Source organism: Bacteroidota bacterium, from assembly GCA_030706565.1.
In the GTDB taxonomy this organism is placed as follows: Bacteria; Bacteroidota; Bacteroidia; order Bacteroidales; family JAUZOH01; genus JAUZOH01.
In genome coordinates, this window is sequence record JAUZOH010000005.1 from 1 (window position 1) to 23480 (window position 23480).

The following is a 23480-nucleotide window of genomic DNA, read 5'->3' on the forward strand; positions in this document are numbered from 1 at the left end:
ATACATTAATTGAAAGTTTATAAATGTTTCCCGGCAAATTTTTGATAATGCCGGAGAATTCAAGATTCAGCAATAAAGGAGAAATTTTGCTTACCGGCATATTTGCGAGCAAGGCAATCGCATCGCCGGTGAGTTCGCCATTACTGTTTAACAGATCCAGGATATGCCGCTCGCTGTCCGAAAGGCTCACAAAAAGTTCCTTCTGAATGACCTTCTTCGAATCGGCCACAGCCCATCCCAGGACATATTCAAGATCCTGAGCACCTTCAATCAAAATAGCCTTATTGTTCTTGATCAGCTGGTTACAGCCGGCCGAATATTTATCGTTTACCCTGCCGGGAAAAGCAAAGACATCCCGGTTGTAGGAATTGGCAATATCGGCAGTGATGAGCGCCCCGCCCTTCTCGCCCGATTCAACAACAATGGTAGCATCGGCCAATCCGGCAATGATACGGTTGCGGGAAATAAAATTGTTCCTGTTGATCGGCTCATCACTGAAGAAATCGGTTACCAAAGCACCTGTTTTGCAGATTTCCTGGGCAACAGATTTATGCACCGCCGGGTAAATGGTTTTCAATCCGTGCCCCAGTACCGCAACAGTAGGAAGGCCGGAAGACAAGGCTGCCTTATGGGCACAAATATCAATTCCATAAGCCAGTCCGCTGATGACAATTACCTGTTGGTCATGTTTAGCCAAATCGGCAACAAGTTTTTCACAATATTCTTTCCCATTTTGGGTAGCATTGCGGGTACCTACGATACTCAATATTTTCGGATGGTTCAGGTCAATATCCCCTTTCATAAACAGGATAACCGGAGCATCCTCACAACATTTCAGGCGTTCGGGATATTTTTTATCCAGGTAGAACAAGGTTGTTATATGATATTTTTCAATGAAGGCCAGTTCATGTTCAGCACGTTCTAAAATGTCCTGATGTACAATTTCATTGGCCAGGACTTCACCAATACCGGGTATTTTCAACAGGTTTTGTTTTTTTTCCTTGAAAACGCCCTCCACACTGCCGGTATAAGCAATCAGTTTCTTGGCCAGAATACTTCCTATTCCGGGGATAAGACTAATACCAATTTTATATTTCATGTCGGAATCCGTCATGATTGCATATAGGGTTTAATCTTGTTTTTTGTTAAACACAAGTATAAATATACAAAAAAGGAAGAGTTCTATTTCAACTTCATAAATAAATCAACAGTTGACCGGATTTTCAGAACAGCCACATCCAGTATGCCCACAAATATTCCCGACAGGATAAAGCAAATTATCATTTTTACTTTAAATTTGTCAGGAACAAAAATCATCCAAGCCGTCACTTCAGAAATATCTTTTAGGTTAAATTTAATAAAATAATTTTTTTGTTTGTCCGGCCATAAAACTATCTACCCTTGAAAATGAAAAGATACCTGCTTATAACTTTTTTCTTAAGCCTTTCGACCTTACTCTCCGCTCAAAACTGGGACATCAATCTTTTAAGGGATATCAATCTAAAGAGGGATAAACAGGCAGACAATTTTTTCAAGGCGACAAGTAACAGCATGAAATATGTCTGTTTTTCAACACCGGTGATCATTACTGGAATCGGACTTCTGACCAGGAACGACATAACCCTGGACAAAGGACTGGTAACAGGTGCAGCCCTGGCCATATCCGGAACAATAAGTATTATCATGAAATATGGGATTAACCGTACCCGTCCCTTTGTGAAATATCCGGACCTGGAAAATTTAACAGCGCCAAGCGATCCGTCTTTTCCTTCGGGACATACCAGTGCTGCTTTTGCCACAGCCACAGCGCTTAGTTTGGCCTATCCAAAATGGTATGTCATTGTTCCTGCCTATAGTTGGGCAGGGCTGGTAGGTTATTCCCGGATGGATATGGGGGTGCATTATCCCAGCGATGTATTGGGCGGAATAATTACAGGTATGGGTTCAGCCTACCTATCATGGAAAATAAATAAATGGTTTACCAAAAAATATTGGCCTTCGGCTTATGAACAACACAAATAAATTTTCAGTCAGGAAACAGCTGCGGAGCTTTAAATACGCCTTCAACGGCATTAAACTGCTGATCAAGACAGAGCATAATATGCAGATTCATGTAGTTGCGGCAATAACGGCCATATTATTAAGCTTGCTACTGCACATTTCATGCACCGAATGGTGTATGGTATTTCTTGCAATAGCTCTGGTCATGTCCTGCGAAGGGGTCAATACCGTCATAGAAAAAATAACCGATAAAATTTATCCTGAATATTCTGAACAGGCAAAATTCATCAAGGATGTAGCAGCAGGTGCAGTATTAATCAGCGCAATTGGAGCATTGATCATTGGCCTGATCATCTTTTTGCCCAAAATCATAAACCTGCTGTAACCATTGCCACTTGTGCGAGACAATCACATTTTCGCCACTAAACCAACTTTCGTGGAATGATTAAATTTCTTTTCTACTTATTTTTCAATTCTTCAGGTTTGCCTTTTTTCTCGAAAGCAATTTTTTCGAGCATCTCTGTGGTAAGCGATTTGGGACGTTCGAGCGGATACATCAGGGCCCTGTCCCAGATAATATTGGCACAGATACCAATGGCCCGGCCAATACCAAATAAAACGGTATAAAAATCATATTCGGTCACGCCATAATGCCACTGAATCACCCCGGATTGGGCATCAACATTGGGCCATGGATTCTTAGCCTTCCCCTGCTGCATTAAAACCGGAGGAACTACTTTATAAAGCATATTCACATACTGGAACATCGGATCATTTGGGAAATGCTTCAAACTAAATTCACGTTGTATCATATAACGGGGATCGGTAATACGAAGTACGGCATGGCCGAATCCCGGAATAATCTGGCCCGAATTCAGGGTATCCCAGACATATTGTTTAACTTCATCTTCAGTAGGAGAACTTCCGCCCATCTTGTCCATCAGATCCTGAATCCAGCGAAGTACTTCCTGATTGGCCAGTCCGTGCAAAGGCCCGGCTAATCCATTAATCATTGCCGAAACGCCAAGATAAATGTCAGAAAGCGAGCTTGCAACCAGATGCCCTGTATGCGCACTCACATTTCCGCTTTCGTGGTCACTGTGAAGGATGAAATGCAAACGGGAAACATCATCGTAAGGTTTGGGGATTCCCATCATGTGGGCAAAATTTCCACCCATGTCGAGATTTGGATCCGACATGATGCGTTTGCCGTCACGATAAAGTTTGCTGTAAATATAAGTTCCTATTTCAGGCAGTTTAGCCAAAAGATTCAGGGCATCCTCGTAAGTGGAATCCCAGTAATTTGCCTTATTAATGCCGGCCTGATATTTTTTTTGAAAGAAAGACTCGCGGTGCATTGCCAGAATAGCTGTAGAGAAAATTGCCATAGGATGGCTCATGGGCGGGAAAGCATCAATCACCTCATAAATATAACGGGGTAAAATTCTGCGTTTGCAAAAATCATCCACCACATCCTGAACTTCATCCTGGGTAGGAATCTCACCGGTAAGCAAGAGATAAAAAAGGCCCTCCACATAAGGCATTTCAGCCCCTTTAGGTTTGGGGAGTTTTGCAAGGACTTCGGGGAGTGTATATCCCCGGTAACGGATACCTTCCATAGGGTCAAGATAGGAAATATCGGTAACCAGACATTTGAGTCCCCTCATTCCCCCTAATATCTGTCCAATCGTAACATTATCAACAACAACATCTGAATAATCCTTCAAAAGTCTTGCAGTACGCGGCCTCCATTCATCAATTTTCTGCGCCAGTTTATCTTTTAAGCTCGACATTATTTATATTTATTAAGAGTAAAACCAGGCGCTAAAATTAGTAAAAATTTTATTTTTTTGCAGGTAAACTGAATAAAAATGCAAAACAATTAAGTATAAATTGAATTTTACTTACGATTTATAAGCAAATGGGCAAAAAAAAGGGTAGTGAAAAAATTTCCCTACCCTTTTAATTTGTTGAAAAAGAGAATTATCTCTTAGCGTATTTATAATTTTTACCTTCAAAACGGGCAGTGCTGCCCAATGATTCTTCAATACGGAGAAGTTGGTTGTATTTAGCCATACGATCGGAACGTGAAGCAGAACCAGTTTTGATCAGGCCTGTATTTAAAGCAACAGCCAAATCAGCGATGGTAGTATCTTCAGTTTCACCGGAACGATGGGAAATAATAGCTGTCATGCCATTATTCATAGCCATCTGAACAGCATTGATGGTTTCGGTGAGGGTACCAATCTGATTAACCTTAATCAGGATAGAATTACCGCATTTCTTGGCAATACCTTCTTCAAGACGTTTTACATTGGTTACGAATAAGTCATCACCCACAAGCTGAACTTTGTCACCAATAGTTTTTGTAAGTTCTTTCCAGCCGTCCCAGTCATCTTCTGATAAACCATCTTCAATAGAAATCAGAGGATATTTGCTGGTCCATTCTTTCCAGAAATCAACCATTTGAGCTGAAGTATAGGTCTTACCGGTGGATTCAAACTGATAAATACCTTTTTCAGCGTTATAGAATTCTGAAGAAGCAGCATCCAAACCGATGAAAATATCTTTACCAGGTTTAAATCCTGCCTTAGAAATAGCTTCGATAACAGCTTCGATACCTTCTTCATTTGACTGGAAGTTAGGAGCGAAACCACCTTCGTCACCAACGTTGGTGCTTTGACCTTTAGCTTTCAAAACAGATTTCAGGCTATGGAAAGTTTCAACACCCATGCGGAGAGCTTCGCTGAAAGAATCAGCGCCAACAGGCATGATCATGAATTCCTGCACGTCGATTTTATTATCTGCATGTTTGCCACCATTCAAAATGTTCATCATAGGAACGGGAAGAACATTAGCGTTTACACCGCCGATATAGCGGAACAGTTCCTGACCCGTAAGTTGAGCACCGGCTTTAGCGCAAGCCAAAGAAACGCCCAAAATAGCATTAGCACCTAAATTGCCTTTATTTTCTGAACCATCAATTTCGATCATTTTCTTATCGATCTCAACCTGATCAGTAACGTACATACCGGTCAACTCGTCGTTTAAAACTTTGTTGACATTTTCAACAGCCTTAAGAACACCTTTTCCAAGGAAACGGCTTTTATCTCCATCCCTCAATTCAACGGCCTCATGTACACCGGTCGAAGCACCTGACGGTACAATAGCCCTACCAAGAATGCCACTTTCGGTTAAAACATCCACTTCAACAGTAGGATTCCCTCTAGAATCGAGCAGTTGTCTGGCTTGAACTTTAGCAATCTGTCCCATAATTTTTTTTAATTTAGAATTTAAACTTTTAAAAAACGTAAAAAAAGGGATAACCTACATTACCCCTTGCTTTATGAATAAAGAAATATGTTTAGAATATTTCTATTTTTTCTCTTCAGTAGAATCAGTAGCCTGATCAGTAGGAGGAACTTGAGTTTCTTCACTTTCAACTATGGTAGCATCTTCAACTACATCAGCAGCTTTAGCTTCATCAGTCTTTTTCTTAGAACTACGACGGGTTCTAGGTGCTTTTTCAGCAGCTGCAGCAGGTTTGGAAGCCAACATGTTTTCGTTGTAATCCACCAATTCAATCATGCATACATCGGCAGCATCACCAGGACGGGTACCTAATTTCAAAATACGGGTATAACCACCGGGCCTGTTGGCAATTTTACCAGCCACATTTCTGAAAAGTTCAGAAACAGCTTCCTTGCTCCTTAGCTGGTTGAAAACCATTCTTCTGGAATGAGTAGAATCTTCCTTTGAGCGGGTCATGATGGGTTCTACATACATTCTTAAAGCCTTAGCTTTTGCAGTTGTTGTAGTAATACGTTTATGCAAAATTAAGGAAGTAGCCATATTGGAAAGCATTGCTCTACGGTGAGAACTAGTCCTGCTTAAATGATTAAAACTTTTATTATGTCTCATCTTAATTAATCCTTGTCTAATTTATACTTACTAATATCCATTCCAAAGTTGAGATTCATGGTATCGAGTAACTGGTCGAGTTCAGTAAGAGACTTTTTCCCAAAGTTTCTGAATTTCAACAAATCATTTTTATTAAACTTGACCAAATCGCCTAAGGTTTCAACTTCGGCAGCTTTTAAGCAATTCAGGGCTCTGACAGAAAGATCCAGATCAACCAATTTGGTCTTGAGCAATTGCCTCATGTGCAAGACTTCTTCGTCGAACTCTTCATTTGCAAATTTTTCACCTGAATCGAGAGTTATTTTTTCATCCGAGAAAAGCATGAAATGATAAATCAGAATTTTCGCAGCTTCTTTCAATGCATCTTTAGGATGAATAGATCCGTCAGTAGTTACTTCCATAATCAATTTTTCATAATCGGTCTTTTGTTCGACACGATAATTTTCAATTGAATATTTTACATTTTTAATAGGAGTAAAAATCGAATCTATGGGAATAACATTAACTTCTAAATTCTCCGGTCTGTTTTCATCGGCAGGAACATAACCTCTTCCTTTGTTAATGGTGAATTCTGCATTTAATTTCACATCTGGTTCCATGTGACAAATAACCAAATCAGGATTCAACACTTTAAAACCGTTAAGAAATTTATTCAGATCTCCAGCTTTAAATTCATCTTGACCAGTGATGTTTGCAACTACTTTTTCTTCGTTGATGTCATCAACCTGTTTCTTAAAACGAATTTGTTTTAAATTAAGAATAATTTCAGTAACGTCTTCAATAACGCCATGAATTGTGGAAAACTCGTGATCAACACCTTCAATCTTTATGGTGGTAATTGCATAGCCCTCTAAAGAGGATAACAGTATTCTCCTAAGTGCGTTGCCCACTGTTATTCCATAACCTTGTTCTAATGGCCTGAATTCAAATTTACCGAAGGTGTCATTTGATTCGAGCATTAAAACCTTTTCGGGTTTTTGAAACGCTAATATTGCCATATATGATGATTAAAAATTGTTATTTAGAATACAATTCAACTATTAACTGCTCGTGGATATTCTCAGGAACTTCTTCTCTAGGAGGAATGTTCAAGAATTTACCAGACATGGTATTTTTATCCCATTCCAACCATGAACAATTGGGAGCTTTAGTTGCCAATGAATTGGTAATTACTTCAAGAGACTTACTTCTTTCCCTGATACCAATAATTTCACCAGCTTTAAGACTGTATGAAGGGATATTTACAATATCACCATTAACGGTAATATGTTTATGGGAAATCAATTGTCTGGCAGCATTACGGGAGGGAGCAATACCCAATCTGAAAACGACATTATCCAAACGGGATTCAAGAAGCTGAATCAAAATTTCACCGGTAATACCTTTGGCACGGTTAGCTTTCTTAAAGAGATTGGAGAATTGTCTTTCCAAAAGGCCATAAGTATATTTTACCTTTTGTTTTTCTTTGAGCTGAGTTCCATATTCGGATAACTTTTTTCTCTTTGCATTTTCACCATGTTGTCCGGGAGGAAAACTTTTTTTCTCATAAGCTTTGTCAGGCCCATAAATGGGTTCACCGAACTTGCGGGCTATTCTTGTTGTAGGTCCTATATATCTAGCCATCTTATAAACTAATTACAAATAAAATTAATAAATTAAACTCTTCTTTTGTTAGCAGGTCTGCAACCGTTATGCGGCAATGGAGTAACATCAACAATTTCGCTTACTTCAATTCCTGCAGTATGAATGGTTCGAATAGCAGATTCGCGGCCTGATCCAGGTCCTTTTACGAAAGCTTTAACCTTACGTAAACCCAAATCATAGGCAATTTTTGAGCAATAGTTTGCAGCCTGTTGAGCAGCATAAGGAGTATTTTTCTTTGAACCTCTGAAACCCATTTTACCGGCAGAAGCCCAAGAAATAACCTGACCACTGTTATTGGTCAATGAAATAATAATATTGTTGAAAGAAGCATGAATATGTGCTTGTCCTACTGCTTCGACTTTTACAACCCTTTTCTTCGAAGTTCCGGTCTTTTTTGCCATAATAAATTACTTATATATTATTTAGTTGCTTTCTTTTTATTTGCAATAGTTTTCTTTTTCCCTTTTCTGGTACGGGCATTATTTTTGGTCCGTTGACCTCTCACAGGCAAACCCAGACGATGACGGATACCGCGGTAACAACCAATATCCATTAAACGTTTTACGTTAAGTTGTACTGAAGAACGTAATTCACCTTCCACTTTAAATTCTTCGTTCAGGATAGTACGTATTTTGTAAATCTGATCATCAGTCCAATCTTTTACTTTAAGATCGTAATCTATTTCAGCTTTATCCAATATCTTTCGAGCAGAACTACGTCCAACTCCGTAAATATAGGTCAAACCAACTTCTCCCCTTTTATTTTTAGGTAAATCTACACCTACTATTCGTGCCATATTATTTTTTAATTTTTTGCAAAGTTACATAAATTATCCTTGACGCATCTTATACTTAGGATTTTTTTTGTTGATCACGTATAAGCGACCCTTACGTCTGACTATTTTACAGTCTGCACTGCGCTTTTTTATAGAAACTTTTACTTTCATTTTTTATCTCTTTTATTTATACCTGAAACTTATTCTTCCTTTAGTTAAATCATAAGGAGACATTTCCACTTTTACCTTATCGCCCGGTAAAATCTTTATGTAATGCATCCTCATTTTCCCCGAAATATGTGCAGTTATAATCAACCCATTCTCCAACTCTACTCTAAACATTGCATTCGACAATGCTTCTATAATTGTACCATCTTGGTTAATCGAAGCTTGTTTGGCCATATATTAATTAATTATTTTTACTTAAAACTTCGTCAATATATTTGAAAGTTGTTAAAACATCGGGTTCATTTTTCTTCACCGCAACGGCATATTCAAAATGTGCTGAGGGTTTGTTATCTCTTGTTTTAATTGTCCAACCGTTACTGTCTTGTTCAATATATTTCGTACCCAGATTTATCATAGGTTCAATACAAATCACCATATTTTCCCTAAGTTTAATACCCGAACCACGGCGGCCATAATTGGGAACTTCAGGTTCCTCATGCATATCACGTCCAAGTCCATGTCCAACCATCTCCCTAACTACTGAATATCCGAAATTCTCCACATAACTTTGGATAGCATATCCTATATCGCCAATCCTCTTCCCGTCAATTGCATTCTTTACTCCCAATTCAAGGGCTTCTTTGGTATGTTGAAGAAGATCCAGAACGTCTTGTTTTACGTTGCCTACAGGGAAGGTATAAGCGCTATCCCCATAAAACCCTTTATATAAAGTCCCACAATCTATTGAAATAATATCTCCATCTTTCAATACATAGGAGGAAGGAAATCCGTGAACCACTTCACTATTGACTGAAGCACATATAGAATTAGGGAAGCCATCATAACCAAGAAATCCGGGCACAGCCCCATGGTCCCTTATAAATTCTTCAGCAATTTTATCCAGCTCAAGGGTAGTAATACCCGGTTGAATATGCTTAGCTAATTCACCTAAGGTCTTAGAGACAAGTAAATTATTTTCTCTAAGGAGCTCTATTTCCTCTTCATTTTTTAAAATAAGCATCAAAGAACTAATCCTTTCTACAGGCTAAAAACATTAAGCAGCAGAACCTGTTCTGCCTTTAATTCTGCCAGATTTCATCAATCCATCATAATGACGCATCAGCAAATGACTTTCAATCTGTTGTAAGGTATCCAGAACAACACCTACAAGGATAAGCAATGAAGTACCTCCATAGAAGTGGGCAAACTGGTTATTTACACCAACAATCATTGCAAAAGCAGGCAATATAGCAATAACAGCCAGGAAAATGGATCCGGGCAAAGTAATTCTGGACATGACCGTATCAAGGAATTCGACTGTTTTTCTTCCCGGTTTAACACCAGGGATAAAACCTCCGTTTTTCTTCATATCTTCGGCCATTTGAGTAGGATTGATTGTAATAGCAGTATAAAAATATGTAAAAACAATAATCAACAAAGCGAAAACAAAATTATACCAAAATCCTGTATAATTTGAAAAAGCAGCCATAAATCCAGACATCTTGTCGGCGCTTGCAAATCCGGAAAGTGTAATAGGAATGAACATCAATGCCTGTGCAAAGATGATAGGCATAACACCTGCAGCGTTTACCTTTAAAGGTATATACTGCCTTACACCCCCATATTGTTTATTCCCTACTATCCTTTTAGCATACTGAACAGGTATCTTTCTTGTTCCCTGGACCAATAAAATGGTAACCACAAAAACGAGAAAGAGAGTCAACAATTCCATCAGGAATGCGACCAGTCCGCCACCGGATTGTTCAAGTCTGGAAGCAAATTCAGCAGAAAGAGCAAAAGGTAAACGGGCAATAATACCAATCATAATGATTAATGAGATACCGTTTCCTACCCCTTTATCCGTAATTCTTTCGCCCAACCACATGACAAACATTGTGCCGGTTGTTAAAATCAAAACAGAAGAAAAGGTAAAGAAAGATCCACTCATCAAAAATGCTTCAGCTGGTATCTGTGCGTGCAGATTAACCAAATACCCAGGAGCCTGGAGCAACAAAATGCCAACAGTCAGATACCGGGTAATCTGATTGATTTTTCTTCTACCGCTTTCACCTTCTCTTTGAAGTCTTTGGAAATAAGGAACGGCAATACCCAGTAACTGAATAACAATGGAAGCAGAGATATAAGGCATAATACCCAGAGCGAAAACAGACGCATTAGAAAATGCACCCCCTGAAAACATATCTAACAGACCCATAACACCACCAGCAGTCTGATGTTTCAATGCAGCCAGTTGTGTAGGATCAATACCAGGTAAAGGTATAAAAGAGCCTAATCTATAAATCAGGAGCAAACCTAAAGTATAAATTATTCTCTTGCGGAGATCTTCAATTTTGTAGATGTTTTTTAAAGTATTGATCAGGGTTTTCATTCCAAAGTATTATTTCGTTATTTTTACGACAGTTCCTTGATTATCTTCAATAGCTTTAGCAGCGGATTTTGAAAAAGCATGAGCTTTAACTTCAAGCTTTAAGGTAAGTTTTCCACCGCCCAATATCTTAACTAAATCTTTTCTGGAGGCAAAACCTGCATCAACCAAGGTATCCATATCAATGCTAGTAATATTTTTCTTTTCAGCCAAAGCCTGAATAGCACTCAAATTAATACCTTTATATTCGACGCGGTTAAAATTAGTAAAGCCAAATTTAGGCAAACGACGTTGAATAGGCATCTGTCCACCTTCAAACCCAACTTTCTTGGCATAGCCGGAACGAGCCTGATGTCCTTTATTACCTTTCGTTGATGTTCCACCCTTACCAGATCCAGCACCTCTTCCAATCCTTTTATCTTTGTGCGTAGAACCGGCAGCAGGTTTCAAATTACTTAAATCCATAATGTTGTAGGTTGTTTATAATTATTCGATACAAACTAAATGTTTTACTTTATTGACCATTCCCAGGATCTGAGGAGTTCCCTCAGTTTCAACACTGCTGTTTACTTTTCCCAAACCCAGTGCCTGAATGGTATTCTTTTGCCGCTTTGTGGCATGGCAAATACTTATTTTCTGTACAATGCGAATAGTAGCCATCTCTTATATTTTAAAAATTTTTATCCTTTAAAAACTTTAGCAAGACTAACCCCTCTGTGTTGAGCAACAGTGTTTGCATCGCGCATAAGCATCAAAGCTTCAAAAGTAGCTTTAACCAAGTTATGAGGATTTGAAGAACCCTTAGATTTAGCCAACACATCCTTTACGCCCACACTTTCGAGAACAGCACGCATAGCACCACCGGCCTTAACGCCGGTACCGTGAGAAGCAGGTCTTAACAATACTTTAGCACCGCCAAATTTAGCTTCCTGTTCATGAGGAATGGTATTTTTTATAATAGGAACCTTAATCAGGCTTTTCTTTGCATCCTCAATTCCTTTGGCAATTGCAGTGGTTACTTCACTCGCTTTACCTAAACCATAGCCAACTATACCAGCTTCATTCCCTACAACTACAATTGCAGAAAAACTAAAAGTACGTCCACCTTTGGTTACTTTTGTGACCCTTTGGATACTAACCAGTCTGTCTTTTAAATCCAGATCACTGGTTTTTACTTTTCTTATAATTGTTGACATAACTATTTTTTAAAATTTTAAACCACCTTCTCTGGCAGCGTCAGCTAAAGCTTTCACTCTTCCATGATACAAATAGCCACCTCTATCGAAGGCAACTGTAGAAAAACCTGCTTGAATTGAACGTTCTGCAATTAGTTTCCCAACTAACTGAGCCTGTTCAATTTTGCTAATATCTTTTTTCTCTGAGATTTCCTTAACTTTTGATGAGGCAGCAGCCAAAGTTTTACTATCAACGTCATCAATCAGTTGGACATAAATATGTTTATTACTTCTAAAAACAGACATACGGGGTTTCTGGCTTGTGCCACTAATAACCTTCCGTATTCTTTTTCTGATTCTAAATCTTCTTTTTTGCTTAGATAAAGCCATAATTGAATAAATTAAACAGATTAAACGCTAGCAGCTTTTCCTGCTTTTCTCCGTATTTGTTCACCAACAAACTTAATACCTTTTCCTTTATAAGGTTCAGGTTTACGTAAAGACCTGATTTTTGCAGCTACATGACCAATCAATTGTTTGTCGTAGCTTTTCAAAGTAATAACCGGGTTTTTACCTTTTTCTGTTTTTGTAGCTACAGAAATTTCGGCGGGTAAAACAAAATATATATCATGAGAATAGCCTAAATTCAATTCCAGTACCTGTCCTTTTGCATCAGCACGAAAACCAACGCCAACCAACTCCTGTTCAACAGTATAACCTTTGGATACACCAACGACCATGTTGTGGATAAGAGCTCTGTACAAGCCATGTAATGATTTATGCCTTTTTTGATCGCTGGGGCGACTTAAAGTGATCTGATTTTCTTCCACAGACACTGTTATGTCATGGTCTACAGCCTGTTTCATTTCACCCAGCGGGCCTTTAACTGTAACCTGATTATCTTTGTCGATGGTGACTTTAACATCGGCAGGTAAATCAATGGGTAATTTTCCTATTCTAGACATCGCTTTCCCTCCTATTAATAAACATAGCACAAAACTTCACCACCTACACTTTTTTCACGGGCTTCTTTATCGGTAATCACACCGATAGAGGTAGATAATATAGCAATTCCCAAACCATTCAAAACTCTTGGGAGTTTTTCTTTATTCACATATTTTCTTAAACCCGGTCTGCTTACTCTTCGTAAGGCTTGAATTGCAGGTTGCCTGTTCTCAGGATTATATTTCAAAGCGATCTTAATATTACCCTGTTGACCATCATCTTCAAATTTATAATTAAGAATATAACCCTTTTCGTATAATATCTTGGTCATATCCTTTTTTATATTAGAAGCAGGTATATCGACAATCTTATGACGAGCTAAAACTCCATTTCTAATGCGCGTAAGATAATCTGCGATAGGATCTGTCATGTTATTTTTTTTTATAATATACTTAAATAATTTTTACCAACTGGCTTTTTTAACTCCTGGAATCAATCCACAAGAAGCCATTTCTCTGAATATAATTCTGCTTATGCCGAACTGGCGCATATATCCTTTAGGACGTCCCGTTATTTTGCAACGGTTGTGTAACCGTACTTTAGAGGAATTTTTAGGCAACCTACTCAAGGCGACATAATCCCCTTCGGCTTTTAATTTAGCTCTCTTAGCGGCATATTGTTCAACCATTTTACTGCGCTTTACTTCGCGAGCTTTCATAGACTCCTTAGCCATTCTTACTTCTTTTTTAAATTTTTAAATGGAATACCGAATTCTTTTAATAATGAGAAAGCTTCTTCATCAGTATTGGCTGAAGTAACAAAAGTCACTTCCATACCCATTAATTTGGTCACCTTATCAATATCAATTTCCGGGAAAATAATCTGTTCAGCCAAACCCAGGGTATAATTACCTCTTCCGTCAAGTTTGGTGCTAATACCATTGAAATCACGAATTCTGGGCAAGGCAAAACATATCAACCTTTCCAAAAATTCGTACATTCTATCTCTTCTTAAAGTAACTTTAACCCCAATGGGCACATTAGCCCTCAGCTTAAAGTTAGAAATATCTTTTTTAGATACAGTGGAAACCGCCTTTTGTCCGGTTATGTTTGAAAGTTCTTCAACGGCCAGATCAATTAATTTCTTATCGCCCACAGCATCACCAACTCCCTGATTAATAACAATTTTCTCTAATACAGGAACCTGCATAACTGAAGAATAATTAAACTCCTTTTTCAGCTTAGGAACAATCTCTTCTTTATACTTTTTCTCTAAAGTAGGTGTATAGTCCATTACTTAATTTCCTCCCCTGATTTTTTAGCAAAGCGAACCTTCTTATTATTTTCGTCTAAACGTCTACCGATTCTGGTACCCTTACCAGAAGCAGGGTCAATCGGATTAAGATTAGAAATATGAATAGGAGCTTCTTTTTTAATTATACCTCCTTGTGGATTTTGGGCATTGGGCTTTGTACTTTTAGATACCAAATTAACGCCTTCAACAATAGCTGTAAGCTTTTTGATATTTACATCCAATACCTTACCTTGTTTCCCTTTGGCTTCACCGGAATTAACTATAACGGTGTCACCTTTTTTAATATGTAATTTCCTCAGCATTCAAGTACGATTTATAAATTACAAAACTTCAGGAGCGAGAGAGATGATCTTCATATATTTATCACGTAGTTCTCTAGCTACAGGACCAAAAATACGGGTTCCTCTGATTTCATCAGCAGCATTTAAAAGTACCACTGCATTATCATCAAAACGTATATAAGAACCATCCTTTCTACGGATTTCCTTATTGGTACGCACAACCACCGCTTTAGAAACTGTACCTTTCTTTACATCACCAGAAGGCAAAGCACTTTTCACGGCAACTACAATTTTATCACCAATGGAGGCGTATCTTTTACCGGTACCTCCCAGTACTCTGACACAGAGTACTTCTTTAGCACCGCTATTGTCAGCAACAGACAATCTTGATTCTTGTTGTATCATGATTATTTAGCTCTTTCTATAATTTCTACTAATCTCCACCTCTTGTTTTTACTCAGAGGCCTAGTCTCCATTATCCTAATGGTATCCCCAATCTTGCAGGTATTTTCCTCATCATGGGCAAAAAACTTGGTAGTTTTATTCAAAAACTTACCATAAATAGGATGCTTAACTTTACGTTTAACAGCAATCAGAACCGTTTTATTCATTTTATTGCTGACCACAACGCCTATTTTCTCTTTCCTCAAATTTCTTTGTTCCATCTCGGGTAATTATTATTTATTTAAAGTTCTGCGACGTAGCTCGGTCATCATTCTGGCTACATTTCTCCTGGTAATTTTAATCTTATTGGGATTGTCCAAGGGAGAAATAGCATGACTTAATTTAAGACGAATCAATGTGTTTTTTTCAGCATCCAAACGTTCACCAAGCTCTTTTGTTGGAATATCTTTTATTTCTTTGATTTCTTCTGTTTTCATCTCTATAAGGTTGAAGTTTCAACATAATCAGGCCGAACGATGAATTTAACATCAATTGGTAATTTCTGGGCGGCCAATCTTAAAGCTTCTTTGGCTATTTCGTAAGGTACTCCTTCTGTTTCAATGATAATCCTACCTGGAGTAACAGGAGCAACAAATCCTTCTGGTGCACCTTTTCCTTTACCCATACGAACTTCAGCAGGTTTTTTAGTGATAGGCTTATCCGGGAAGATTCTGATCCAGATCTGTCCTTCCCTTTTCATATAACGGGTGACAGCCTGACGGGCTGCTTCAATCTGACGACCTGTAAGCCAAGCTTCTTCCAATGCTTTAATTCCGAAAGAGCCGAAAGCAAGAGTAGTACCTCTTTGGGCATTTCCCTTCATTCTCCCTTTCTGCATCTTTCTATATTTCTGTTTCTTAGGCTGTAACATTGCAGTATTTTCTTTTCGTTAAAATCTACTTTTTTCTTCTTTTCTGATAACCACTGCCACTGTTGACATTTACATTAGATATCCCCACATTGGGAGATAAATCTCTCTTCCCATACACTTCACCCAGGCAAATCCAGACTTTTATTCCTATAAGTCCGACCTTTGTAAGTGCAGGAACAACAGCGTAATCAATATCAGCTCTTAATGTATGCAAAGGAGTACGACCTTCTTTATACATTTCGGAACGGGCCATTTCGGCGCCGCCTAATCTACCGGCAACATGTATTTTAATACCTTCAGCGCCCATTCTCATGGTTGATGCCACAGCCATCTTAATGGCCCTGCGGTAAGATATTTTCCCTTCAACCTGACGGGCAATATTGTTAGCCACAATGGTAGCGTCTAATTCAGGACGTTTAACTTCAAAAATATTGATTTGAACTTCCTTTTTGGTGATCTTTTTCAGCTCTTCTTTGAGTTTATCGACTTCCTGGCCACCTTTCCCTATAATAATACCCGGACGGGCAGTATTAACGGTAACCGTAATCAATTTCAGGGTACGCTCAATAATAATCTTGGAAATGCTGGCCTTTGCCAAACGAGCATTAAGATATTCTCTTATTTTAGCATCTTCAACCAATTTGGAAGAATAATCTCTACCTCCATACCAGTTGGAATCCCATCCTTTAATTAAGCCTAAACGGTTGCTAATTGGATTAACTTTTTGTCCCATTTATGGTTATTTTGTTTTACTTTCTGAACTATCTTCTTTCTTTGCATCACTTACTCTATCTAAAATAAGAGTAACATGGTTTGAGCGTTTTCTGATGCGGTGACCTCTTCCCTGAGGAGCAGTACGCAATCTTTTCAAGGTTCTTCCCTGGTCAACAAAGACTTCTTTAACGAACAAATTGCTGTCTTCAAGTCTGACGCCTTCGTTCTTTAACTGCCAATTGGAAATTGCCGATAACAAAAGTTTCTCAACTTTAGTAGAAGCTTCCTTAGTGCTAAACTTCAGGATATCTAAGGCTTTATTGACTTCTTTTCCTCTGATTAAATCAGTAATCAAACGCATTTTACGGGGAGAAGAAGGGCAATTTCTCAGAACTGCCATTGCCTTTTCTTTATTTTCAGCTTTTCTCCGTTCAGCGCTATTTCTTTTTCTTGCACCCATTGTAGTGAAAAATTATCAAGTTGTAAGAATATATTCTTTAACTATTCTTTCTTATTACCGCTATGTCCTCTAAAGGTACGGGTTGGAGAAAATTCTCCAAATTTATGACCTACCATGTTTTCAGTAACATAAACCGGAATAAATTTTGTTCCATTATGAACAGCAACTGTATGCCCTACAAAATCAGGAGAAATCATGGAACGGCGTGACCATGTTTTCAACACCGATTTCTTTCCTGATTTGTTCATTTCAAGAACTCTTTTTTCCAATTTATATTCAATAAAAGGACCTTTTTTTAATGATCGGCTCATAACGTTACTTTATTATTCAATTATTTTTTCCTTCTTTCAATAATATATTTATTGCTATCTTTCTTAGGAGTTCTTGTTTTGAACCCTCTAGCAGGAATACCCTTCCTTGAACGTGGTAAACCACCTGAAGCTTTACCTTCACCACCACCCATTGGATGGTCAACAGGGTTCATTGCAACGCCACGGTTACGAGGCCTGCGGCCTAACCAACGGCTCTTACCGGCTTTACCTCTCTTTTCCAGACCGTGATCAGAATTAGAAACACTTCCAATTACAGCTTTGCAGGTAACCAAAACCATCCGGGTTTCGCCTGAAGGCATTCTTAAAATAGCATATTTGCCATCGCGTGAGGTCAATTGTGCATAGCATCCTGCACTTCTTGCCAAAACAGCACCCTGGCCAGGGCGTAATTCAATATTACTGATAATTGTTCCAAGAGGTATATCCGATAAGAAAAGGGCATTCCCGATTTCAGGAGCTGCACCCTTACCCGATTGAATAGTTGTCCCAACTTTCAAACCATTTGGAGCAATGATATATCTTTTTTCGCCATCGGCATATACAACCAAAGCAATGCGTGCAGTACGGTTAGGATCATATTCAATAGTTTTCACTACTGCCTTCATCCCTTCCTTATCACGCAAAAAGTCAATCAATCTATATCTTTTCTTGTGACCACCGCCAATATAACGGATAGTCATCTTTCCTGTATTGTTACGACCACCAGTACTTTTAAAAGGAACTATCAACGACTTCTCAGGCGTGGTAGCTGTAATCTCATCAAATGAACTAATGATTCTATGTCTTTGTCCTGGTGTAACAGGATTTAATTTTTTTACTGCCATATTAATTAGATATTGCTATAAAAATCGATCTTTTCTCCTTCTTTCAAAGTAACAATTGCCTTCTTGAAAGAATTTCGTTTACCTTCCACGAAACCTTTTTTGGTGTATCTGGTCTTTACCTTCCCTTTGTAACACATTGTGTTTACATCCTTTACAGTAATACCATACATCTGTTCAATTGCACCTTTAATTTGAATTTTATTAGCCCTTCCGTCGACCATAAAACCATAACGGTTTAATTTTTCGCCCTGGAGAGTCAACTTTTCCGTCACTATAGGTTTAAATAGAATTTCCATTTCAAATTATTTTCAAATATTACTATAAAATGTTTTGTAAACCGCTCAGGGAACTTTCAACAAATAAAACTGTTGAAGAATTCATTATATCGTAGGTCGTTAATTCTGAAAGAACTAACACTTTAGAATCTTCTAAATTACGAGAGGACAAATATATGTTTTTATTTTGTTCAGATAAAACTAAAAGAGACTTTTTATCGCCAATTTTTAAATTTGCTTTCAGTTCAATAAACTTTTTAGTCTTAGGTTCATCAAAAGAAAAATCCTCAAGTACAATGATATTGCTTTCTTTGGCTTTATAACTAAGTGCAGAACGGCGTGCTAACTGTTTAACTTTCTTGTTTAACTTAAAAGAATAATCCCTGGGTTGAGGGCCAAAAGCCCTGGCACCGCCGATCATCAAAGGTGATTTGATGCTACCCGAACGGGCGCCACCAGTACCTTTTTGTTTCTTCAATTTCTTAGTACTACCGGAAACATCATTTTTCTGTTTGGCCTTATGAGTACCCTGACGTTTATTAGCTAAATATTGTTTTACATCAAGATAAATTGAATGATCGTTGGGTTCTATAGCGAAAATCTCATCGCGCAACTGAACCTTTTTTCCGGTTTCTTGGCCACCTATATTAAAAACAGATAATTCCATCACTTTTCAATTATTAAATATGAACCTCTTGCACCGGGAACACTTCCTTTAACAAGAATAAGATTGTTTTCGGGAATAATTTTAACTACCTTCAGGTTTAAAACCTTTACCGTATCAGAACCAGCATGTCCTGCCATTCTCATACCTTTGAAAACCCTTGAAGGCCATGAAGAAGCGCCCAAAGCACCTGGAGCTCTTAAACGGTTATGCTGACCATGGGTATTATCACCTACGCCAGAAAAATGATAACGTTTGACAACACCCTGATAACCTTTACCTTTACTTATCCCAACAACATCAACGAAAACATCATCTTTAAAAATATCAACTGTAACGCTATCACCCAGTTTTAAACCTTCATCAGAACCGGGAAATTCTACCACCTTGCTTTTTGGGGTAGTATTTGCTTTTTTAAAGTGACCAATCATGGCCTTAGTGGTGTGTTTCTCTTTTTTCTCGTCGAAAGCTAACTGAACGGCCTGATAGCCATCCTTTTCAACTGTTTTGATCTGAGTAACCACACAAGGACCTGCTTCTATAACTGTGCATGGAACATTTGCCCCATCAGCACTAAAGATGGAAGTCATTCCAACTTTTTTTCCAATAATACCTGGCATCTTTGTCTATAAATAATTTAAAATCACACTTTAATTTCTACTTCCACACCACTGGGTAATTCCAGTTTCATCAGAGCATCGATGGTTTTAGGAGTGGAACTATAAATATCCAACAATCTTTTGTAGGAACTGAGCTGAAATTGCTCTCTCGATTTTTTATTTACGAAAGGCGAGCGCAAAACAGTAAAAATTTTCTTGTGGGTTGGCAGTGGAATTGGACCACTTACAACAGCACCAGTCGATTTTACTGTCTTAACAATTTTTTCAGCCGACTTATCCACCAAATTATGATCGTAGGATTTAAGCTTTATTCTAATTTTCTGGCTCATGTTACATTAATTTATACTAATTCGGTTTTCCCTTTAACTTTATCCAGTATATCCTTTGCAATAGCTGCAGGAACAATTTCGTAATGTGAAAATTCCATGGTAGAAGTAGCACGTCCTGAAGTCAGGGTACGTAATACAGTCACATATCCGAACATTTCGGACAATGGAACTTTAGCTTTAATTACTCTGGCCGAAACTCTTGATTCCATACCTTCAACCTGGCCGCGGCGTTTGTTAAAATCGCCAATCACATCACCCATATATTCTTCAGGGGTTACAACTTCAACAGCCATGATAGGTTCGAGCAACACCGGCTTTGCTTTTGCACATGCATTTTTAAAGGCCTGCTTAGCAGCAATTTCGAAAGAAATTGAATCTGAATCCACTGGATGGAAAGAACCATCGGTTAATTCAACCTTTAAATTATCAACTGCGTATCCTGCTAAAACACCGTTCTGCATGGCTTCCTGAAATCCTTTCTGAACAGCAGGAATATATTCCTTTGGAACATGTCCGCCTTTGATAGAATCAATAAACTGAAGGCCTTTTACATTATCATCAGCAGGAGAAACGGTAACGATGATATCAGCGAACTTACCACGACCACCGGACTGTTTCTTAAACAATTCCCTGTGGTTAACACTTGCAGTAATTGCTTCCTTGTAGGCAACCTGAGGAGCACCCTGATTACATTCCACTTTAAACTCTCTCTTGAGACGGTCCATTAAAATATCCAAATGCAACTCGCCCATACCTCTGATAACTGTCTGACCGGAATCTTCGTCAACATTTACCTTAAAGGTAGGATCTTCTTCTGCCAGTTTTTCAAGAGCAACGTCAAGTTTATCAATATCAGCCTGAGTCTTAGGTTCAATAGCTATACCGATAACCGGTTCAGGGAATGTCATAGATTCAAGCATGATATGCTTATCTACATCACAGAGGGTATCTCCTGTACGAATATCTTTGAAACCAACGCCTGCACAAATATCACCAGCCTCAATAAAATCTTTGGGGTTCTGTTTATTTGCATGCATCTGATACAAACGGGAGATTCTTTCTTTTTTGCCTGTTCTTACATTGAAAACATAAGAACCGCTATCGATGCGTCCCGAATAAACCCTCATAAATACCAACCTTCCTACGAAAGGATCGGTTGCAATTTTAAAGGCCAGAGCAGTAAAAGGTGCAGCAGCATCAGGTTTACGTTCAACCTCTTCATTGGTATCAGGATCAGTTCCTTTAACAGCACCAATATCAAGCGGACTTGGAAGGAATTCAATGATAGCATCCAGCAATCTTTGAACACCTTTATTTTTGAAAGCCGAGCCACAAAGTACAGGCACAATAGTCATATCAATTGTGCATTTGCGGACAACTTTTAATATTTCATCTTTTGTGATAGAATCGGGATTTTCGCAGTAGCGTTCCAGCAAAGATTCATCAGCTTCAGCTACAGCTTCGATCAACTTACCCCTCCACAATGCGGCTTCTTCCTTCAGATCTTCAGGAATTTCCTCAAGGGTAAATTTAGAACCCAGGGCAGCATCGTCTTCCCAAACAATGGCTTTATTTTCGATTAAATCGACAACACCTTTGAAAGTATCTTCAACACCAATTGGGATTTGAACAACAACAGGATTAGCACCCAACTTGGTTTTAATTTCATTTACAACATTAAAGAAATCGGCACCGGAGCGGTCCATCTTATTGACAAAAGCCAAACGGGGAACACCGTATTTATCGGCCTGACGCCATACAGTTTCGCTCTGGGGTTCAACACCACCCACAGCACAGAACAAAGCAACAGCACCATCGAGGATACGTAAAGAACGTTCCACCTCAACTGTAAAGTCCACATGTCCAGGGGTATCAATGATATTAATCTTATAATCATTGTCCCTGTATTTCCAAAAAGTAGTAGTAGCAGCAGAAGTAATGGTAATACCTCTTTCCTGCTCCTGAACCATCCAGTCCATGGTTGCAGTACCATCATGAACTTCTCCAATTCGATGGGTAATACCCGTGTAGAACAAAATACGTTCTGAGGTGGTGGTCTTACCGGCATCGATATGAGCCATAATTCCTATATTCCTTGTAAAATGTAAATCCGTCGTCATCACTAACCCTTATACAACTGATGAATAAATAATACTATCTAAAAAAAATTTAAATTAAAATCTAAAACGTGCAAATGCCTTGTTGGCTTCTGCCATACGGTGAATATCTTCTTTCTTTTTGAAAGCAGCACCTTCTTCGTGGAAAGCAGCAATAATTTCAGCAGCCAGGTTTTCGCTCATGGATTTACCATTGCGCTGACGGGCAAAAAGAATAAGATTTTTGATACCAATAGAAACTTTACGATCAGGCCTTACTTCGGTAGGAACCTGAAAGGTTGCACCTCCAACCCTGCGGCTCTTAACCTCAACAGAAGGAGTAATATTTTCCATAGCTTTTTTCCAAACTTCTATGGGGGTCTTGTCAGTGTCTTTTGTTTTTTCTGCTACAGCATCCATAGCATCATAAAAAATACCCAGAGCGGTACTTTTCTTACCACTGTACATCAAATTATTTACGAATTTCGTTACCAGGGCATCATTATATTTGGCATCTGGTAAAATAATTCTCTTTTTAGGTTTTGCCTTTCTCATTTTTATATCTTCAAAAGATTAATTATTTTTTTGCTTTAGGCATTTTTGCACCATATTTTGAACGTCTCTGAGTACGGCCTTCTACCCCAGAAGTATCCAAGGCACCCCGTACCAAGTGATATCTAACACCAGGTAAATCTTTTACTCTTCCCCCCCTGATCAATACGATAGAGTGTTCCTGTAAATTATGACCTTCTCCAGGTATATATGCATTAACTTCCTTGCCGTTGGTAAGCCTTACCCTGGCCACTTTTCGCATAGCCGAATTAGGTTTTTTAGGTGTAGTGGTATATACACGTACACACACCCCACGCCTCTGGGGGCAAGAATCTAATGCAGGAGCCTTGCTTTTATATGCAATTTCTGTCCTTCCTTTTCTAACTAATTGCTGTATTGTAGGCATATAGATATTTGTTTAAATACAAGATTTTTATTAAAATGGTGTGCAAAGGTATTCTTTTTTTTTTAATTACAATAGTGAACTAAAAATAAATTGTATTTTTTTTGACCTTCACCAATAAGCTTACAAAGTTATGCCTTTTTAGGCATAAATCACCTATTAAAAAGGAAGAAAGATTTAATTTCTTAAAAACTTGCATCCCGTTTATAAATTATTATTTTTGTTTTGTTTACTTTTCAATTTTAGCGTTTTGTTTAAGTACTATTTTTACTAAATCTAAACCCTT

The 23480-nt window shown here is 38.3% G+C and carries 38 protein-coding genes; 2 read left to right on the forward strand and 36 right to left on the reverse strand.

Going from position 1 to position 23480, the window contains the following annotated elements:
- Nucleotides 1–1114, reverse strand: a 1114-nt coding sequence (gene dprA, locus Q8907_00775) for a DNA-processing protein DprA (protein ID MDP4272790.1), incomplete at its 3' end; no start/stop codon positions are given.
- 293 nt (nt 1115–1407) lie between these two features.
- Here dprA and Q8907_00780 point away from each other — a divergent pair.
- Both Q8907_00780 and Q8907_00785 read left to right on the forward strand, forming a co-directional pair.
- The gene (locus Q8907_00780) at nt 1408–2022 is read left to right on the forward strand and encodes a phosphatase PAP2 family protein (GenBank protein ID MDP4272791.1); all 615 of its coding nucleotides are present in this window, start codon (nt 1408–1410) and stop codon (nt 2020–2022) included.
- On the forward strand, nt 2006–2386 hold the full coding sequence (locus Q8907_00785) for a diacylglycerol kinase family protein (protein MDP4272792.1): 381 nt from the start codon (nt 2006–2008) through the stop codon (nt 2384–2386). Before Q8907_00780 ends, Q8907_00785 begins: the two co-directional genes overlap by 17 nt.
- 73 nt (nt 2387–2459) lie before the next feature.
- On the opposite strand, the gene Q8907_00790 is transcribed toward Q8907_00785, so the two are convergent.
- The 35 genes from Q8907_00790 to rpsL all read right to left on the reverse strand — a co-directional run bounded on the left by Q8907_00790 (nt 2460) and on the right by rpsL (nt 23197).
- Nucleotides 2460–3794, reverse strand: coding sequence for a citrate (Si)-synthase (locus Q8907_00790; protein ID MDP4272793.1), 1335 nt, complete (start codon nt 3792–3794; stop codon nt 2460–2462).
- A gap of 190 nt (nt 3795–3984) precedes the next feature.
- Nucleotides 3985–5274: a phosphopyruvate hydratase gene (gene eno, locus Q8907_00795; protein ID MDP4272794.1), complete on the reverse strand. Its 1290-nt coding sequence runs from the start codon at nt 5272–5274 to the stop codon at nt 3985–3987.
- 102 nt (nt 5275–5376) lie between these two features.
- Nucleotides 5377–5922, reverse strand: a complete 546-nt coding sequence (rplQ, locus tag Q8907_00800; protein ID MDP4272795.1) for a 50S ribosomal protein L17 — start codon at nt 5920–5922, stop codon at nt 5377–5379.
- Between the two features lie 5 nt (nt 5923–5927).
- Complete coding sequence (locus tag Q8907_00805) at nt 5928–6920, reverse strand: DNA-directed RNA polymerase subunit alpha (protein ID MDP4272796.1); 993 nt, start codon at nt 6918–6920, stop codon at nt 5928–5930.
- 19 nt (nt 6921–6939) lie between these two features.
- Nucleotides 6940–7545: a 30S ribosomal protein S4 gene (gene rpsD, locus Q8907_00810; protein ID MDP4272797.1), complete on the reverse strand. Its 606-nt coding sequence runs from the start codon at nt 7543–7545 to the stop codon at nt 6940–6942.
- A gap of 32 nt (nt 7546–7577) precedes the next feature.
- Entirely contained in the window at nt 7578–7967 is a 390-nt protein-coding gene (rpsK, locus tag Q8907_00815; protein MDP4272798.1) for a 30S ribosomal protein S11, read from the reverse strand.
- A 17-nt stretch (nt 7968–7984) separates the two neighbouring features.
- On the reverse strand, nt 7985–8362 hold the full coding sequence (gene rpsM / locus Q8907_00820) for a 30S ribosomal protein S13 (GenBank protein MDP4272799.1): 378 nt from the start codon (nt 8360–8362) through the stop codon (nt 7985–7987).
- A 33-nt stretch (nt 8363–8395) separates the two neighbouring features.
- Complete coding sequence (rpmJ, locus tag Q8907_00825) at nt 8396–8512, reverse strand: 50S ribosomal protein L36 (protein ID MDP4272800.1); 117 nt, start codon at nt 8510–8512, stop codon at nt 8396–8398.
- 12 nt (nt 8513–8524) lie between these two features.
- Entirely contained in the window at nt 8525–8743 is a 219-nt protein-coding gene (gene infA / locus Q8907_00830; protein MDP4272801.1) for a translation initiation factor IF-1, read from the reverse strand.
- 7 nt (nt 8744–8750) lie between these two features.
- On the reverse strand, nt 8751–9530 hold the full coding sequence (map, locus tag Q8907_00835; GenBank protein MDP4272802.1) for a type I methionyl aminopeptidase: 780 nt from the start codon (nt 9528–9530) through the stop codon (nt 8751–8753).
- 33 nt (nt 9531–9563) lie between these two features.
- The gene (gene secY / locus Q8907_00840; protein MDP4272803.1) at nt 9564–10898 is read right to left on the reverse strand and encodes a preprotein translocase subunit SecY; all 1335 of its coding nucleotides are present in this window, start codon (nt 10896–10898) and stop codon (nt 9564–9566) included.
- A 9-nt stretch (nt 10899–10907) separates the two neighbouring features.
- Nucleotides 10908–11360: a 50S ribosomal protein L15 gene (gene rplO, locus Q8907_00845; GenBank protein MDP4272804.1), complete on the reverse strand. Its 453-nt coding sequence runs from the start codon at nt 11358–11360 to the stop codon at nt 10908–10910.
- A gap of 21 nt (nt 11361–11381) precedes the next feature.
- Nucleotides 11382–11555 carry a 50S ribosomal protein L30 gene (gene rpmD / locus Q8907_00850; GenBank protein ID MDP4272805.1) on the reverse strand — a complete coding sequence of 58 codons (174 nt, stop codon included), beginning with the start codon at nt 11553–11555 and terminating at the stop codon, nt 11382–11384.
- A gap of 20 nt (nt 11556–11575) precedes the next feature.
- Nucleotides 11576–12091, reverse strand: a complete 516-nt coding sequence (gene rpsE, locus Q8907_00855; protein MDP4272806.1) for a 30S ribosomal protein S5 — start codon at nt 12089–12091, stop codon at nt 11576–11578.
- Nucleotides 12092–12100: 9 nt separating this feature from the next.
- Complete coding sequence (gene rplR, locus Q8907_00860) at nt 12101–12460, reverse strand: 50S ribosomal protein L18 (protein ID MDP4272807.1); 360 nt, start codon at nt 12458–12460, stop codon at nt 12101–12103.
- Between the two features lie 20 nt (nt 12461–12480).
- A complete protein-coding gene (gene rplF, locus Q8907_00865) occupies nt 12481–13035 on the reverse strand; it encodes a 50S ribosomal protein L6 (GenBank protein MDP4272808.1) in 555 nt (184 codons plus the stop codon).
- Nucleotides 13036–13049: 14 nt separating this feature from the next.
- On the reverse strand, nt 13050–13445 hold the full coding sequence (gene rpsH / locus Q8907_00870; GenBank protein ID MDP4272809.1) for a 30S ribosomal protein S8: 396 nt from the start codon (nt 13443–13445) through the stop codon (nt 13050–13052).
- A gap of 33 nt (nt 13446–13478) precedes the next feature.
- The gene (gene rpsN / locus Q8907_00875) at nt 13479–13748 is read right to left on the reverse strand and encodes a 30S ribosomal protein S14 (GenBank protein ID MDP4272810.1); all 270 of its coding nucleotides are present in this window, start codon (nt 13746–13748) and stop codon (nt 13479–13481) included.
- 2 nt (nt 13749–13750) lie between these two features.
- Nucleotides 13751–14308: a 50S ribosomal protein L5 gene (gene rplE, locus Q8907_00880; GenBank protein MDP4272811.1), complete on the reverse strand. Its 558-nt coding sequence runs from the start codon at nt 14306–14308 to the stop codon at nt 13751–13753.
- A complete protein-coding gene (rplX, locus tag Q8907_00885; GenBank protein MDP4272812.1) occupies nt 14308–14628 on the reverse strand; it encodes a 50S ribosomal protein L24 in 321 nt (106 codons plus the stop codon). Before rplX ends, rplE begins: the two co-directional genes overlap by 1 nt.
- Before the next feature lie 21 nt (nt 14629–14649).
- Nucleotides 14650–15015, reverse strand: coding sequence for a 50S ribosomal protein L14 (rplN, locus tag Q8907_00890; GenBank protein MDP4272813.1), 366 nt, complete (start codon nt 15013–15015; stop codon nt 14650–14652).
- 2 nt (nt 15016–15017) lie between these two features.
- A complete protein-coding gene (gene rpsQ, locus Q8907_00895) occupies nt 15018–15275 on the reverse strand; it encodes a 30S ribosomal protein S17 (protein ID MDP4272814.1) in 258 nt (85 codons plus the stop codon).
- A 12-nt stretch (nt 15276–15287) separates the two neighbouring features.
- Nucleotides 15288–15491: a 50S ribosomal protein L29 gene (rpmC, locus tag Q8907_00900; GenBank protein MDP4272815.1), complete on the reverse strand. Its 204-nt coding sequence runs from the start codon at nt 15489–15491 to the stop codon at nt 15288–15290.
- A 2-nt stretch (nt 15492–15493) separates the two neighbouring features.
- Nucleotides 15494–15925 carry a 50S ribosomal protein L16 gene (gene rplP, locus Q8907_00905; GenBank protein MDP4272816.1) on the reverse strand — a complete coding sequence of 144 codons (432 nt, stop codon included), beginning with the start codon at nt 15923–15925 and terminating at the stop codon, nt 15494–15496.
- A gap of 25 nt (nt 15926–15950) precedes the next feature.
- Nucleotides 15951–16658, reverse strand: coding sequence for a 30S ribosomal protein S3 (rpsC, locus tag Q8907_00910; GenBank protein MDP4272817.1), 708 nt, complete (start codon nt 16656–16658; stop codon nt 15951–15953).
- A gap of 6 nt (nt 16659–16664) precedes the next feature.
- Nucleotides 16665–17099: a 50S ribosomal protein L22 gene (rplV, locus tag Q8907_00915; protein MDP4272818.1), complete on the reverse strand. Its 435-nt coding sequence runs from the start codon at nt 17097–17099 to the stop codon at nt 16665–16667.
- Between the two features lie 41 nt (nt 17100–17140).
- Complete coding sequence (rpsS, locus tag Q8907_00920; GenBank protein ID MDP4272819.1) at nt 17141–17410, reverse strand: 30S ribosomal protein S19; 270 nt, start codon at nt 17408–17410, stop codon at nt 17141–17143.
- A gap of 20 nt (nt 17411–17430) precedes the next feature.
- Nucleotides 17431–18255, reverse strand: coding sequence for a 50S ribosomal protein L2 (gene rplB / locus Q8907_00925; protein MDP4272820.1), 825 nt, complete (start codon nt 18253–18255; stop codon nt 17431–17433).
- A gap of 5 nt (nt 18256–18260) precedes the next feature.
- Nucleotides 18261–18551, reverse strand: coding sequence for a 50S ribosomal protein L23 (gene rplW / locus Q8907_00930; GenBank protein MDP4272821.1), 291 nt, complete (start codon nt 18549–18551; stop codon nt 18261–18263).
- A gap of 22 nt (nt 18552–18573) precedes the next feature.
- The gene (rplD, locus tag Q8907_00935; protein MDP4272822.1) at nt 18574–19197 is read right to left on the reverse strand and encodes a 50S ribosomal protein L4; all 624 of its coding nucleotides are present in this window, start codon (nt 19195–19197) and stop codon (nt 18574–18576) included.
- Nucleotides 19197–19814, reverse strand: a complete 618-nt coding sequence (gene rplC / locus Q8907_00940) for a 50S ribosomal protein L3 (protein ID MDP4272823.1) — start codon at nt 19812–19814, stop codon at nt 19197–19199. Before rplC ends, rplD begins: the two co-directional genes overlap by 1 nt.
- Nucleotides 19815–19837: 23 nt before the next feature.
- On the reverse strand, nt 19838–20143 hold the full coding sequence (gene rpsJ, locus Q8907_00945; protein MDP4272824.1) for a 30S ribosomal protein S10: 306 nt from the start codon (nt 20141–20143) through the stop codon (nt 19838–19840).
- An 11-nt stretch (nt 20144–20154) separates the two neighbouring features.
- Nucleotides 20155–22263: an elongation factor G gene (fusA, locus tag Q8907_00950; protein MDP4272825.1), complete on the reverse strand. Its 2109-nt coding sequence runs from the start codon at nt 22261–22263 to the stop codon at nt 20155–20157.
- Between the two features lie 54 nt (nt 22264–22317).
- On the reverse strand, nt 22318–22794 hold the full coding sequence (gene rpsG, locus Q8907_00955; protein ID MDP4272826.1) for a 30S ribosomal protein S7: 477 nt from the start codon (nt 22792–22794) through the stop codon (nt 22318–22320).
- 22 nt (nt 22795–22816) lie between these two features.
- The gene (rpsL, locus tag Q8907_00960; GenBank protein MDP4272827.1) at nt 22817–23197 is read right to left on the reverse strand and encodes a 30S ribosomal protein S12; all 381 of its coding nucleotides are present in this window, start codon (nt 23195–23197) and stop codon (nt 22817–22819) included.
- Nucleotides 23198–23480: the final 283 nt, after the last annotated feature.